Origin of the sequence: Actinoplanes sp. NPDC048988 (assembly GCF_043197815.1) — a bacterium.
GTDB lineage: Bacteria > Actinomycetota > Actinomycetes > Mycobacteriales > Micromonosporaceae > Actinoplanes.
The window spans coordinates 352,061-366,135 of record NZ_JBICTW010000007.1; the positions used below are offsets into that span (position 1 = coordinate 352,061).

The 14,075-nt window shown below is 71.2% G+C and carries 11 protein-coding genes; 7 read left to right on the forward strand and 4 right to left on the reverse strand.

The window, feature by feature from the left end; all coding sequences use genetic code 11:
- Positions 1-163 precede the first annotated feature (163 nt).
- The 3 genes from ACGFJ7_RS24470 to ACGFJ7_RS24480 are packed head-to-tail and all read left to right on the forward strand — an operon-like array spanning position 164 to position 3,200.
- Positions 164-1,432 carry an extracellular solute-binding protein gene (locus ACGFJ7_RS24470; protein WP_360249813.1) on the forward strand — a complete coding sequence of 423 codons (1,269 nt, stop codon included), beginning with the start codon at positions 164-166 and terminating at the stop codon, positions 1,430-1,432.
- Entirely contained in the window at positions 1,429-2,361 is a 933-nt protein-coding gene (locus ACGFJ7_RS24475; protein ID WP_392643970.1) for a carbohydrate ABC transporter permease, read from the forward strand. Before ACGFJ7_RS24470 ends, ACGFJ7_RS24475 begins: the two co-directional genes overlap by 4 nt.
- Positions 2,361-3,200 (forward strand): carbohydrate ABC transporter permease, encoded by an 840-nt coding sequence (locus tag ACGFJ7_RS24480; protein ID WP_360249807.1) that lies wholly within the window; start codon positions 2,361-2,363, stop codon positions 3,198-3,200. The genes ACGFJ7_RS24475 and ACGFJ7_RS24480 overlap by 1 nt, the downstream gene beginning before the upstream one ends.
- Before the next feature lie 48 nt (positions 3,201-3,248).
- On the opposite strand, the gene ileS is transcribed toward ACGFJ7_RS24480, so the two are convergent.
- Complete coding sequence (gene ileS, locus ACGFJ7_RS24485; RefSeq protein WP_392643972.1) at positions 3,249-6,353, reverse strand: isoleucine--tRNA ligase; 3,105 nt, start codon at positions 6,351-6,353, stop codon at positions 3,249-3,251.
- A 317-nt stretch (positions 6,354-6,670) separates the two neighbouring features.
- On the opposite strand from ileS, the gene ACGFJ7_RS24490 reads away from it, so the two are divergent.
- On the forward strand, positions 6,671-8,392 hold the full coding sequence (locus ACGFJ7_RS24490; protein WP_392643974.1) for an amylo-alpha-1,6-glucosidase: 1,722 nt from the start codon (positions 6,671-6,673) through the stop codon (positions 8,390-8,392).
- Here the strand turns inward: ACGFJ7_RS24490 and ACGFJ7_RS24495 are convergent.
- Together ACGFJ7_RS24495 and ACGFJ7_RS24500 are read right to left on the reverse strand one after the other, a co-directional pair.
- Positions 8,370-8,597 carry a hypothetical protein gene (locus tag ACGFJ7_RS24495; RefSeq protein WP_392643976.1) on the reverse strand — a complete coding sequence of 76 codons (228 nt, stop codon included), beginning with the start codon at positions 8,595-8,597 and terminating at the stop codon, positions 8,370-8,372. The genes ACGFJ7_RS24490 and ACGFJ7_RS24495 overlap by 23 nt on opposite strands.
- A gap of 486 nt (positions 8,598-9,083) precedes the next feature.
- Positions 9,084-9,929, reverse strand: a complete 846-nt coding sequence (locus ACGFJ7_RS24500; protein ID WP_392643978.1) for an alpha/beta fold hydrolase — start codon at positions 9,927-9,929, stop codon at positions 9,084-9,086.
- Positions 9,930-10,046: 117 nt separating this feature from the next.
- Between ACGFJ7_RS24500 and ACGFJ7_RS24505 the strand changes: the two genes are divergently transcribed.
- Positions 10,047-10,472 carry an ArsR/SmtB family transcription factor gene (locus tag ACGFJ7_RS24505; RefSeq protein WP_392643980.1) on the forward strand — a complete coding sequence of 142 codons (426 nt, stop codon included), beginning with the start codon at positions 10,047-10,049 and terminating at the stop codon, positions 10,470-10,472.
- Positions 10,405-11,037, forward strand: coding sequence for an SRPBCC family protein (locus ACGFJ7_RS24510; RefSeq protein WP_360249789.1), 633 nt, complete (start codon positions 10,405-10,407; stop codon positions 11,035-11,037). Before ACGFJ7_RS24505 ends, ACGFJ7_RS24510 begins: the two co-directional genes overlap by 68 nt.
- Here ACGFJ7_RS24510 and ACGFJ7_RS24515 read toward each other — a convergent pair.
- Complete coding sequence (locus ACGFJ7_RS24515; RefSeq protein WP_392643982.1) at positions 11,016-13,088, reverse strand: BTAD domain-containing putative transcriptional regulator; 2,073 nt, start codon at positions 13,086-13,088, stop codon at positions 11,016-11,018. The two genes, ACGFJ7_RS24510 and ACGFJ7_RS24515, sit on opposite strands and share 22 nt — an antisense overlap.
- A gap of 406 nt (positions 13,089-13,494) precedes the next feature.
- On the opposite strand from ACGFJ7_RS24515, the gene ACGFJ7_RS24520 reads away from it, so the two are divergent.
- Positions 13,495-14,028 carry an RICIN domain-containing protein gene (locus ACGFJ7_RS24520; protein WP_392643984.1) on the forward strand — a complete coding sequence of 178 codons (534 nt, stop codon included), beginning with the start codon at positions 13,495-13,497 and terminating at the stop codon, positions 14,026-14,028.
- Positions 14,029-14,075 lie beyond the last annotated feature (47 nt).

Here is a 14,075-nt window from a genome sequence, read left to right on the forward strand (position 1 = left end):
GCAAACATAGCCTGGCCGGATCGCCGGGACACGGACAAGTTGCCCGGTTCACATCAGAGCGCGCCGAGAACGCTCCGCCTGCTCGCCCGTGTGCGAGCAGGCGCCGGGTTAGTTAGTTTCAACCTTGTCGAAATTAACATGCTCGATATGTTGGGAGGTCCTCGTGGTATCACGTCGACCGACGGCGAGCGGTTCCCTCTTCCTGGTCGCTGTCCTTCTCGCCGTCGCCACCCTGAGCGGCTGCTCGGGCGACGACCGCACCACCATCACGTTCTTTCAGTTCAAGTCCGAGGCCCAGCAGTACTTCCAGCAGCTCGCGGCCCAGTTCGAACAGGCCAACCCGGACGTCCGGGTGGTCGTCGACAACCCGGCCGACCCGGAGACCGCCCTGCGTACCCGGCTGGTCAAGAATGATGTCCCGGACGTGATGACGCTCAACGCCAACGGGACCTTCGGCGAGTTCGCCAGCGCCGGGATCTTCCGGGACTTCCGCGGCGACCCGGCGCTGACCGGCGTCAACCCGGCCTACCTGTCGGTGATCGGCAACCTCGGGCAGGGGTCGAAGGGCGAGGTCAACGGGGTGCCGTTCGCGGCCAACGCGAGTGGGCTGCTCTACAACAAGGAGCTTTTCGCCGGCAACGGCGTCGCGGTGCCGAAGACGTTCGACGAGCTCGTCGCCGCGGCCGAGAAGTTGAAGGCGGCCGGGGTCACCCCGTTCTACGGCATGCTGGCCGACTCCTGGACGGCCCAGTCCCCGCTCGCCCCGCTGTCGGCCCAGTTGCAGCCGGCCGACTTCTTCCCGAAGCGGTTCGCGGGCGAGACGACGTTCGCCGAGGGCTGGCGCAGCACCGCCGGGGAACTGGCGAAGCTCTACAGCTACACGCAACCGGATCCGCTGTCCAAGGGCTACGAGGACGGCACCGCCGCGTTCGCCAAGGGCGAGTCCGCGATGCTCCTGCTGGGCAGCTACGCCGTACCGCAGATCCGCGCCTCCAAGCCCGACTTCACGGTGGGCAGCATGGCCCTGCCGGCCACCAACGACCCGGCCCGCACCACCTTGGTCTCCGGCGTCGACGTGGTGATCACGGCCGACCGCGACGGCGCCCACCCGGCCGAGGCCGGCAAGTTCATCAAGTTCCTGATGGACGAGAAGGTCATGCGGGACTACTGCAAGGCCCAGGTCGCCATCCCGACGCTGAAGGGCCTGACCAACGACGATCCGGCGCTGGCCGACGTGCAGAGCTACATCGACGAGGGTCGCATCGTCGGGTTCACCGACCACCAGTTCATCCAGGCCATCCCGCTGGGTGCGCTGCTGCAGGAGTTTCTGATCAGCGGGGACGAGGACCGGTTCCTGCGCAAACTCGACGACGACTGGGACAAGGTCGCCAAGCGGCGCACCTGGGGACTGGGGGCGGTGATGCGATCATGACCATCGAGACGCCGAGCCGTACGGCCGCGAGCGCCGGGAGCGCCGAGGGCCCCCGGCGCAAACGGGGCATCCGCCTGTCGGGCGCCTACTACCTGATGGTGCTGCCGGCCTTCGTCCTGTTCTTCGTCTTCCACACGGTCCCGGTCATCCAGGGCGTCTACTACAGCTTCACCGACTCGCCCGGCTACGGCCCGGCCGACTTCGTCGGGCTGCGCAACTACGTCGCCCTGTTCACCGACCCGCGGGTGCTGCACGCGTACTGGTTCACGTTCCTCATCGCCGCCGTGGCCACCATCGCGGTCAACATCGTCTCGCTGGCCATCGCGGTCGGGCTCAACGGCCGGATCAAGTTCAAGAACGGGCTGCGCGGGATCTACTTCATCCCCAACGTGCTGGCCATCCTGGTCGTCGGCTACATCTTCAACTACCTGTTCTCCAACTCGCTGCCGGCGCTGGCGGCCAAGCTCGGCATCGACTCGCTGTCGACCTCGCTGCTGACCAAGGCCAGCACGGCCTGGATCGCCATCGTCATCCTGGCCGTGTGGCAGTCGGCCGCCTTCAACATCATCATCTACATCGCCGGCCTGCAGACCGTGCCGACCGAGATGTACGAGGCGGCCGACCTCGACGGCGCGAGCGCCTGGCGGCGGTTCCGCAGCATCACGTTCCCGATGATCGCCGGCTTCTTCACCATCAACATGGTGCTCTCGCTCAAGGGCTTCCTGCAGATCTTCGACCACATCGTCGCGCTCACCGGCGGCGGGCCGGGCACCGACACCGAATCGGTGGCCCTGCTGATCTACAAGGGCGGATTCCAGGGCGGCGAGTACGGCTACCAGAGCGCCAACTCGGTCATCTTCTTCATCGTCATCGTCGGATTCTCCATCGTTCAGCTGCGCGTGCTGCGGCGCCGGGAGGTCGAAGTCTGATGTCCACCACAGCCGTCTCGGGACGCAACCGGGTCAACTGGTGGCTCACCGCGCTGCTCATCGTGCTCGCGCTGACCATCGCCGTCCCGCTCTACTTCGCCGTGGTCACCGCGCTGAAGACCACCGATCAGCTCGGCGGCACCGGGTTCGGGCTGCCGACCGACGTCCGGTGGGAGAACTTCGCCGACGCCTGGCGGCTCACCGACTTCCCCACGACCGCGCTCAACAGCGCCGTCATCACGGTCGGGGCGGTGGTCCTGACGCTGCTCACCAACTCGATGGTGGCGTACGCCATCGCCCGCAACATGCGGCGCCGGCTGTTCAAGGGCCTGTACTTCTACTTCGTGTCGGCCCTGTTCGTGCCGTTCCCGATCATCATGCTGCCGGTGGCCAAGGAGACGGCGATCCTGCACCTGGACAACCGGGTCGGGTTGATCCTGCTCTACGTCGTCTACGGCCTGGCCTTCAACATCTTCATCTTCACGGCCTACATCAACAGCATCCCGCAGGCGCTGGAGGAGGCCGCCCAGATCGACGGCGCCTCCACCTGGGGCGTCTTCTGGAAGGTCATCTTCCCGCTGCTGGCCCCGATGAACGCCACCGTCGGCATCCTGACCTGCCTGTGGGCCTGGAACGACTTCCTGCTGCCGCTGGTCATCCTCTCCGACCCCGAGTCGGCGACGCTGCCGCTGGTGCAGTACGTCTTCCAGTCGCAGTTCCAGACCAACTACCCGGCCGCGTTCGCCAGCTACCTGATGGCCATGGCGCCGCTGCTCATCGTGTACGTGTTCGCGCAGCGCTGGGTGATCTCCGGGGTCACCCGGGGCGCGGTGAAGTAGCGCGATCCGGCGGCGGGAACGTCGGGCGTTCCCGCCGCCGGGTGCCGCCTACCGGCCGGCTTTGCGCAGCCAGAACGTCAGGCCGAGCGACTCGTCGGTGAACGGGGCCGGCCAGCCGGGCTCGCCCACCTCGTAAGAGACGGCCAGGACCTCGTCGGCCACGAGCGCGCTGTGCTCCTCCAGGGCCTGCGCGGTCTCGTCGGACGAGGTCGTATAGCGCAGATCGATCCGGTCGGACACGTCCAGGCCCGACGTCTTGCGGGCCTCCTGGATCTGGCGGATGGCGTCGCGGGCCAGCCCGGCCCGGCGCAGGGCGTCGGTCAGGTGCAGGTCGAGGGCGACCGTCGCGCCCGAGTCGGAGGCCACGGCCCAGCCCTCGCGCGGGGTCTCGGTGATGATGACCTCGTCGGGGGAGAGCACGATCGGCTCACCCTCGACGTCGACGGTGGCCGTGCCGGCCGTCCGCAGGCCGGACGAGAGGGCCGCGGCGTCGGCCGCGGCCACGGCCTTGGCGACCTCCTGCACGCGCTTGCCGAAACGCTTGCCGAGCGTACGGAAATTGGCCTTCGCCGTGGTGTCGACGAACGACCCCGCGACCGCCTCGACCGAGCCCACGTTGAGTTCGGCCGCGATCTCCGCCAGGAGATCGGCCGGCAGCGCGGCGAAGCCGGGCGCCGAGGCCAGCGCCCGCGACAGCGGCTGGCGGACCTTCATGCCGGACTCGGCCCGGGCGGCCCGGCCCAGCTCGACCAGGCGGCGGGTGGTGGCCACGTGCTCCGACAGGGACGGGTCGATCAGCGCCGGGTCGGCGACCGGGAACGCGGCCAGGTGCACCGAGTCGGGCGCCGACGGGTCGACCGCCACGACCAGGTCCTGCCAGACCCGCTCGGTGATGAACGGGGTCAGCGGGGCCATCAGCAGCGTGACCGTGCGCAGGGCCTCGTGCAGGGTGGCCAGCGCGGCCGGGTCGCCCCGCCAGAAGCGCCGGCGGCTGCGGCGCACGTACCAGTTGGACAGGTCGTCGACGAAGGCGGCCAGCAGCTTGCCCGCCTCCTGGGTGTCGAACGCCTCGAGGGCGGCGTCGACCTTGCGGACCAGCTCGTTGAGCTCGGACAGGACCCAGCGGTCGAGCACCGGCCGGTCGGCCGGCGCCGGGTCGCTCGCCGACGGCGACCACGTGGCCGTACGGCCGTACAGCGCCTGGAAGGCGACGGTGTTCCAGTACGTCAGCAGGGTCTTGCGCACGACCTCCTGCAGCGTCGTGTTGCCGACCCGCCGGGCCGACCAGGGCGAGCCGACGGCGGCCATGAACCAGCGGACCGCGTCGGCGCCGTGAGTGTCCATCAGCGGGATCGGCTCGAGGATGTTGCCGAGGTGCTTGGACATCTTGCGGCCGTCCTCGGCCAGGATGTGGCCCAGGCAGACCACGTTCTCGTACGGGGACTTGTCGAACACGAGAGTGCCGACCGCCATCAGCGTGTAGAACCAGCCGCGGGTCTGGTCGATCGCCTCGGAGATGAACTGGGCCGGGAAACTCTTCTCGAACTGGGCCTGGTTGCGGTACGGGTAGCCGAACTGGGCGAACGGCATCGACCCGGAGTCGTACCAGGCGTCGATGACCTCCTCCACCCTCCGCGCCTCAGCGCCGCAGTCCGGGCAGTCGAACGTCACCGCGTCGATGAAGGGCCGGTGCGGGTCGAGGTCCGACAGGTCGGACTTGCTCAGCCCGGACAGCTCGGCGAGCGAGCCGACGCAGGTGAGGTGACCCTCGGCGCAGCGCCAGATCGGCAGCGGGGTGCCCCAGTAACGCTTGCGGGAGAGAGCCCAGTCGACGTTGTTGTTCAGCCAGTCGCCGTACCGGCCGTGCTTGACCGTGGCCGGCTGCCAGTTAGTCTTCTCGTTCTCGCGGATCATCTCGTCGCGGACCGCCGTGGTCCGGATGTACCAGGACGGCTGCGCGTAGTAGATCAGCGCGGTGTGGCACCGCCAGCAGTGCGGGTACTGGTGCTCGTAGTCGTCCTTGCGGAACAGCAGCCCCTTCGCGCGGAGCTCCTCGACCAAGGGCGCATTGGCCGTACGGAAGAAGAGCCCACCGACCAGCGGAAGGTCCTCCTCGAAGGTGCCGTCCAGCCGCACCGGGTTGACCATCGGCAGCCCGTACGCCCGGCAGCTGGCCAGGTCGTCGGCGCCGAACGCCGGCGACTGGTGCACGAGCCCGGTGCCACTGTCGGTGGTCACGTAGCCGGCCAGGATCACGTAGTGCGCGTCCGGCACCTCGACCAGGTCGAACGGCGGCGTGTAGGCCCACCGCTCCATCTCGCGCCCGGTGAAGCTCTCCCCGGTCTTCGCCCAGCCCTCGGGGATCAGCTGCTCGGCGACCACCAGCTTCGCCGCGCCGTCGGTGATCACCACGTACGTCACGTCGGGGTTGACCGCCACCGCGGTGTTGGAGACGAGCGTCCACGGCGTCGTCGTCCACACGAGCAGGCTCGCCTCGCCCGCGAGCGGCCCACTGGTCAGCGGGAAGCGCACGTAGACGGCCGGGTCGACGTCGGTCTCGTAGCCCTGGGCCAGCTCGTGGTCGGACAGGGTGGTCTGGTCCCGCGGGCACCACGGTGCCACCCGGAAGTCCTCGACCAGCAGCCCCTTGTCGAAGATCTGCTTCAGCGACCACCACACCGACTCGATGTAGCCCGGATCCATCGTCCGGTAGGCGTCGTCCAGGTCGACCCAGTAGCCCATCCGCTCGGTGAGCTCGGCGAACGCGTCCGTGTGCCGGGTCACCGACGCGCGGCAGCGCGCGTTGAACTCGGCGATCCCGAACTTCTCGATGTCGAGCTTGCCGTTGAACCCGAGCTCCTTCTCGACGGCGAGCTCCACCGGCAGGCCGTGGCAGTCCCAGCCGGCCTTGCGGGCCACGTGGTAGCCCTTCATCGTCCGGTAGCGCGGGAACACGTCCTTGAAGACCCGGGCCTCGATGTGGTGGGCGCCCGGCATGCCGTTGGCGGTCGGCGGCCCCTCGTAGAACACCCATTCGGGACGTCCCGCCGACTGCTCGAGACTGCGGTGGAAGACGCCCTTGTCACGCCAGAAGGCGAGCACGTCGTGGTCGAGGGCGGGCAGGTCGACCTGGGCCGGCACCTGGGGGTACATCGTGTTCCTCCGTCGGATCGTTGCGCTTCCAACGGAGGGACGAGGCCGTTCGGGGCCCCGCGGTACCACCCTCCTTGACCGGGTGAACCCGGCCCACTCGAGGTGCTTGCGACCGGCTTTACTGGGCCCGGGCGGGCTTTTCCTCCGGCAGCTCCGGGGTGATCTTCCGACCGCGCACACCCCCGGGCTCACACCACCCCCGGGTCGCTCCCGGCTGCGTACGGCCGTACTCGTCCCCATCAACGCCTTGCCGGAAAATGGTACCCCGCCCGCCCCGCTGACCACCGGGGACCTCTAGAGCCACGAAAGCAGGAACTGTGTTCTCCCTCCACGACATCCCGTTCTCCTACCGCGGATCGTGGTTCGACGTCTCCCCGGTCATCGCCGAGAAGACGTACGCCGAAGATCTGCACCTGGTCTCCCACCAGACCGGCATGCATCCGGTCGTCCGGTTCCTGCCCTGGCACGATGACGCGCGCGCCGACACGCGCGTCACCGCCACGCCGTCGCGGCTGACCTGGCACAGTGACGGCGGCCGGGTCGAGCTGGCCTACGAGAACCCCGAGACGATCCGGCTCCGCGGCGACGGCCTCGGCCTGCGGATCGAGGTCGCCGCCGGCGTCCTGACCCCCTTCACCGGCAGCTACCTGTTCCACGACCCGGTGGCCGGCGCCCACGTGCTCACCTCGTACGAGACCGGCCGCCGCTACCGGATCACCGTTCTCACCGGCGAGATCACCGGCCTGGCCGGTGTGGAAGCGCTCGGCCACGGCGACCGGCACCTCACCCTGCCGGCCGGGACCGGGTGGGAGATCGCGATCGAGGAGTACCGGACGGGCCGCCCGCCGTTCCGCTCGAGCCTCGGCTTCGACGAGGTCGCCGCCGCCGCCGCGGCCCGGTTCGCCGCCTTCGCCGACGCGGTGGCGCCGTGGCGCAGCTCCCGGACACCGGCCGCGGAACTCGCCGCGTACGTGCTGTGGTCGGCCACCGTCGACCCGGCGGGCATGGTGAACCGGCCCGCCGTCCTGATGTCCAAGCATTGGATGGACAAGGTCTGGAGCTGGGACCACTGCTTCAACGCCCTCGCCCTCGCCGCCGGCGAACCGGGCCTCTCCTGGGACCAGTTCCAGCTGCCCTTCGACCACCAGGACCCGACCGGGGCGCTACCCGACTCGATCGCCCACTCGGAAGTGCTGCACAACTTCGTCAAACCACCGATCCACGGCTGGGCACTCCGGCGGCTGCGCGGACAGCTCCACCTCGACCCGGAACAGCTGAGCGAAACCTACAAGCGGCTCGCCGCCTGGACCCGGTTCTGGCTCGACCAGCGACGAGTGACCGGCCACCGGCTACCGCACTACCAGCACGGCAACGACAGCGGCTGGGACAACGCCACCACCTTCGACGACGACCGCGTCATCGAGACAGCCGACCTCGCCGCCTTCCTCATCCTCCAACTGCGAGAGCTGACCTCGCTGGCCGGCGAACTCGGCCGTCCGGCCGACGCCCAGGAGTGGGAAACGACAGCCGATTCTCTCCGCGACGCACTGCTGACGGAGCTGTGGCAGGACTCCCGGTTCGTCTCGGCGGCCGCCCGAACCGGGAAACTGCGCGCCAGCTCGAGTCTGCTCGACCTCATGCCGATCGTGCTCGGCGACGACCTGCCCGCCGACGTCCGAGCCCACCTGGCGACCCGTATCGAACAGCACCTCACCGCCCACGGCCTGGCCACCGAACCCACCACGTCGCCCCACTACGCCGCCGACGGCTACTGGCGGGGCCCGATCTGGGCGCCCGCCACCGTCCTCATCGAAGACGGCCTGCGCCGCGCCGGCTACCCCGCACTCGCGGACACCATCAGCGACCGCTTCCGCGCGCTCTGCGAGAAATCCGGCTTCGCCGAGAACTTCGACGCCGAAACGGGAAAGGGACTCCGCGACCGCGCCTACACGTGGACGGCCAGCAGCTACCTGATCCTCGCCGCCGCCTACGAGCAGCATCCCCGATCGGGATCACTCACCAGCGGGCGCCGGCAGTGACGGCGGGGCGGACCACCCGGCCGGCGGGGTCCAGGCCGGCCGGGTGGTCCTCGGAGAAAGGCCGGTCCCAGCGCCGCACGCGCTCGATCACGCGCGTCAGCTCGATCTCCACGTGTGCGGCGGAGCCGGCCGAGACATGACCGGCGGCGACGGCCCGGCGATAGTCCTCGGCGTCCTTGACCCGGTGGGTCCGGTCGGAAGCCACGACCAGATCGACGACGAGGTCGTCGGTGTCCAGCCCCCGCGCCGTGCGGTGTCGTGCACCTTGCCGCCGCCGGCGGTGCGCGCCGACTTGAAGGCGGTGTCCGGCGCCTGGTAGAGCACCACCCGTTCCGGCGTGTCCTCGACGACCCGCAAGGGCGCCGCGAGCATCACCCGGCCGCCGCGCACCTGGCGGTAGCGGATGGCCTCGCCGCGCTCGAAATGCCGTTCCACCGCACCTCGCCTACTAGAGATCGGCGGTGGCGCCGGCCCGGAGGGAGCCCACCCGGTCGTCGGCCAGGGCCGGGTCGTCGCGGTACCGCTCGTCCCCGTCCCGCAACTCACCCACCGGTGCGCCTCCTCGTGACCCTGTGACGGCGAGTATTCCGCCCACATGGCCGCAAGCGGCGTGCGGCCTTGCGTTGCCGGGAGAGTAGGCCCCTCGGCGGTGGCGCCGCCTGCTGTTGTGGGGGTTGAGAATCCCGTATCTCTAAAGGGGTTGCCGGTGGGTGTTGGTGGCGATGGCGTCGATGATCGTGGGCCAGAGAGGCTGCGGGAGGTCGTGGCCCATGCCCTCGATGACCAGGAGTTCGGCGCCGGGGATGGCGGCGGCGGTGGCCCGGCCGCCGCTGACGTCGATGAGCGGGTCGGCCGCGCCGTGGATGACCAGGGTGGGGGCGGTGATCTGGCGCAGGCCGGAGGTGCGGTCGGGGGAGGCGATGATCGCGGCGTACTGGCGCTGGGTGCCCAGGGGGTTGAAGGCCCGGTCGAACTTGACGGCCGCGCGCTTGTGGAGCCACTCGTCGCTCGCCGGGTAGGCCGGGGAGCCGATGACGCGGGACGTGGCGGCGGCCCCGGCGATGATCTCGTCCCTGGTCGTGGCCGGTGGGCGGGCCAGGGCGGCCGCGGCCTCCGGGGTCGGGCGGCCCACCTCGCGGTCGCCGGTGGTGGACATGATGGAGCAGAGGCTGGCCACCAGTTCCGGGTGGTCGATGGTCAGCTGCTGGGCGATCATGCCGCCCATGGAGGCGCCGACCACGTGGGCCTTGTCGATGTCGAGGGCCTTGAGCAGGGCGGCGGTGTCGGCGGCCATGTCGGAGAGCAGGTAGGGCGCCTTCGTGGGCACGCCCAAGTCGTCGAACGAGGTGGACAGTCCGGCGTCGCGGTTGTCGAACAGGATCACGTGGAAGCCGCGGGCGGCCAGGCCTTCGCAGAACTCGAAGGGCCAGTCGATGAGCTGCGCGCCCAGGCCCATGATGAGCAGCAGGGCGGGGCGGGCCGGGTCGCCGACCGTCTCGTAGCGCAGATCGATGCCGTTGGCACGCACGTCGGGCACGGGTGGCCCTCCTTTCCGTCCCGGCCAGCATGCCCCAGGAGATCGTTTCCGGCCACCGCGAGAATCGCCGGTACCTAAGCCCTGGCTTATATAAGAGATGATTGATAACGTACGGCCGTGCACGCGTTCGATGTTCTCGGTGACCCGGTTCGCCGGCGGATCCTGGAGCTGCTCGCCGAGGGGGAGCAGTCGTCCGGGGCGATCACCCGGGTGGTTCAGGCCGAGTTCGGCATCTCCCAGCCCGCGGTCTCCCAGCACCTGAAGGTGTTGCGGGACAACGGCTTCGCAACGGTGCGGCCCGAGGGGGCCCGCCGGCTGTACGCGGTGGACGACACCGCGCTGCGCGAGGCCGACGCGTGGCTGGCGCGGTTTCGACGGTTCTGGGCTCCTCATCTGGCCGCCATGGCCACCGAGGTGGCGCGGGGCAAGCGACAGCGCCGGCTCGCCGGCGAGCTGAATCAGGAAAGGACCGAAAGTGGACGTCAAGGAACAGATCAGCCAAGTACGCCGCACGCTCGGAAGCCGCGTCCTGGAGGCGGGTGAGGCCCGCGTCATGACGATCAGCCAGGTGTACGACACGGACATCGACGACCTGTGGGAGGTTGTGACGAGCGCCGAGCGGATCCCGCGCTGGTTCCTGCCGATCTCCGGCGAGCTCAAGGAGGGCGGCCGCTACGAGCTCACCGGCAACGCGAGCGGCACGATCTCCCGCTGCGACAAGCCGCACGGTTACGACGCGACGTGGGAGTTCGGCGGGCAGATCAGCTGGATCGAGGTGCGCCTGAACGCCGAGGACGGCGGCACCCGCTTCACGCTGGAGCACGTGGCGCATGTCGAGGAGCAGTTTTGGGACGTGTACGGGCCGGGAGCCACCGGCGTCGGCTGGGATCTCGGGCTGTACGGGCTGGCCAGCTACATCAGCGAACGGGAGAACGCGCCCCACCCGTCGACCATGCAGGACTGGCACACCACTGTGGCGGGCCAGACGTTCATGCGGTCGAGCACCGACGCGTGGGCGGCGGCGTCGGTCGCCCAGGGCGAGGACCCGGAGGCGGCGAAGGCGAGGGCCGACCGGACGTACGCGTTCTACACCGGCACCGAGGCGTAGCCGGCGACCGGTCCCGCCGTGAGGAGACCGCTGGCCGCGCCGGCGATCTCCCTGGCGGCCGGGGCGAGCGCGGCACGGGCCCGGTCTCGTACGGGCTGGTCGCCCAGGAGGGTGGCGGCGCGCGCGAGCAGGCACCAGAGGGCTTCGGCGAGCAGGTCGGCCGGCGGGTCGGGGGCGTTTCGCAGGGCTTCACGAGCTTGGGTGGTACGCCCGTCGGCGATCAGCACGAGCGGACGGCACCACGGCTCGTACGGCCCGTAGTCGTCGTCGGGTGCCGGTTCGGCGTGCCAGACCCGCAGGCAGAGCACGGCCAGGGGGAGCAGGCCCCGCTCGAGGCCGGGCATGCCGGCCCCGTCGAGCCGGTCCGCCGCCCGGCGGAAGGCCGCCTCGGCCACGGGGAGGGGTGTGCCGCCGGTCGCGGCTTGGCGCAGGGCGCGGAACCAGGTGGTGAAGACGGCGACCAGGGGCAGCTCGTGCCGGGCGGCGAGCCGGTCGGCGGCGTCGGCGTGGCGGCCGGCGCCGGCGAAGTCCCCGCGCGCCGAGAGGGCCTGCAGGCGGATCAGATGGCCGAGCACCTCGGCGGTGACGAGGCCGTGGGCGGCGGCCAGCCCGATCAGCTCGGCCCCGACGGCGTCCCGCTCGGGGGACAGGCCGGTGCGGTGGCAGCTCTGCATGAAGACGCCGTTGAGCGCGAAGGCGAGCAGCCCCGGATCGTCCAGCTCGCGCGCGAGCCGTTCGGCCTCGAGCGCGCACGCGCGGGGATGATCGTCGCGGACACCGCGCGACTCGACGGCGATGGTGGCCAGCAGCCGGGCCCGAGCGGCGGCGGCGTCAAGCGGGAGGGCGGCCAGGGTCCGCTCGGCGGCGGCGACGATGCCGGCGGCCTGAACCGGGTCGTCGGAGCGGGTCCAGACGGCCGGTACGTCGTACGACCCGATGACCCTCGCGGTCAGCGCGGGATCCCCGAGTTCCTCGGCGGCCGCGATCGCGGCGACCCGATGCCGGCGGGCCGCGGCCAGGCCACCGCCGCCGGTGACGGCGAGGCCGCGCAGCAGCCCGACGGTGGAGTCGAGGCGGGCCCGGGCTCCGGCGGCGACCAGCCGATCGTAGTCGGCGGCCACGCCGGCCCAGACCTCCCCGGCGGGCGCGGTCCGCTGCCGTCCGCCGTCGTGCCGTTCGCCGTCGTGCCGTTCGGCGTCGTGCCGTTCGGCGTCGTGCCGTTCGGCGTCGTGCCGTTCGGCTTCGTGCCCTTCGGCTTCGTGCCGGAGGATGTCGGTCTCGAGGCGGCGCAGCGCCGGGCCGGGATCGATGCCGAGCCGGTCGGCCAGCTGCGCGCGGGCCCGGCGGAGAACGGCGAGGGCGTCACCCTGGCGATCCGACCGGTAGAGGGCCAGGGCGAGAAGGCGCCAGGCCTCCTCACGCCAGGGGTGTTCGGTGACGTGGGCGTCGAGGTCGGCCACGGCCGCGGCGGGCCGCCCGGCGGCGAGGCGGGCTTCGGCGAGCCGTTCCACGGCCCGCAGGCGAAGCTCGGCGAGGCGGGCTCGGTCGGCGCGGGCCCAGGGAGCTTCCGGGAAGTCGGCGTAGGCGGGTCCACGCCACAGGGCGAGGGCGGTGGTCAGTTCGTCCTCGCCGAGCGGCCGGTCGGCGGTGACGACCCGCTCGAAGCGCCACGCGTCGACGCTGTCGGGGCCGGCCCGCAGGGCATAGCCGGGGCCTTCGGTGACGAGAAGCGACGCGGGGGCGCGGCGGGGCCGGTCCGGTTCCAGGGCGCGGCGGAGGGCGGCGACAAAGGTACGTACGGCGGCGACCGCCCCATCGGGCGCCGCCACCGGCCACAGATCGTCGACGAGGTGCCCGACCGGCACGACACGCCCCCGTGCGACGACAAGACGTGCCAGCACAGCGCGGTGAGCAGGTCCTTTGAGCCCGATCGCCGCCCCCGCCGCGGAACCCTCCAAGCCGCCGCCCGGAGCGGATCCGGCCCAGCCGGCCGCCGGAGCCGCCACCGACCAGGCGGTGACCGGACCCAGAACGCCGATCTCGACCCGCACTCCCACCTCACACGAAAACAGCACAAACCCGGATAAAGTGGACGTCATGCGCCTCTCTGCTGCCGCCCTCGCCCTGAGTGCTGCCCTGTCAGTGTGCCTTTCGGCCCCGCCGCTCGCGGCGCAGGCCGCTCCCATGGCCCCCGACGGCACGGCCGTATCCAACAGCCCGGCGTCCCCGGCGTCCCCGGCGTCCCCGGCGGGCCCGGCGTCCCCGGCGGGCCCGGCGGCCCCGGCTGGCCCGGCGGCCCCGGCTGGCCCGGCGTCCCCGGCCGGTGCGGCCACGTCAGGCGGTTCGGCATCGCAGGCCGGCCCTGCGGCCTCCGGCGGTTCGGCGTCGCAGGCCGGTCCCGTGGCCTCTGGCGGTTCGGTGTCGCTGGCCGGTCCTGCGGCCTCTGGTGGTTCGGCGTTGCAGGCCGGTCCCGTGGCCTCCGGCGGTTCGGCGTTGCAGGACGGTCCGGCGGCCTCCCGGGGCGGGGCGGTGTCCGGTGGCTCCGCGGGCGCCGGGCGACCGGGGCCCGTCGACCTGATCGGGCTCGAGTTCCAGATGATCAACGCGGCCAGCCGGCAATGCCTGACCACGGCGCTGGTGCAGCGGCCGTGCGGGCGCGGTGAGGCCTTCCGCTGGCGGCTGCGGCCGACTACCGACACCGGGGGCGCGCTTCAGGTGCTCAACGTCGCCACCGGCAAGTGCCTGTCCATCGTCGGGGCCGGCACACGGGACCACGCGCGCGCCGACCTCTACACCTGCGACAGCCACGCCTCCCGCCTCTGGCGCCTGCGCGACTCGACCGGCGAGACGGCCCGCTTCCAGAACGTCCACAGCGCCAAATGCCTGACCTTGGCCGGCGACGCCGCCGTCCAGCGCCCCTGCCCCCGGTCCCAGCGCTGGACGGTCGACGTCATCAGCCTGCCCCTGCCCATCTTCGGCGCCGGCGCCTAACCGGAAGCCGGCCCGGCTCCGGGTATCGCGGCCCAGCACCCCAGCCG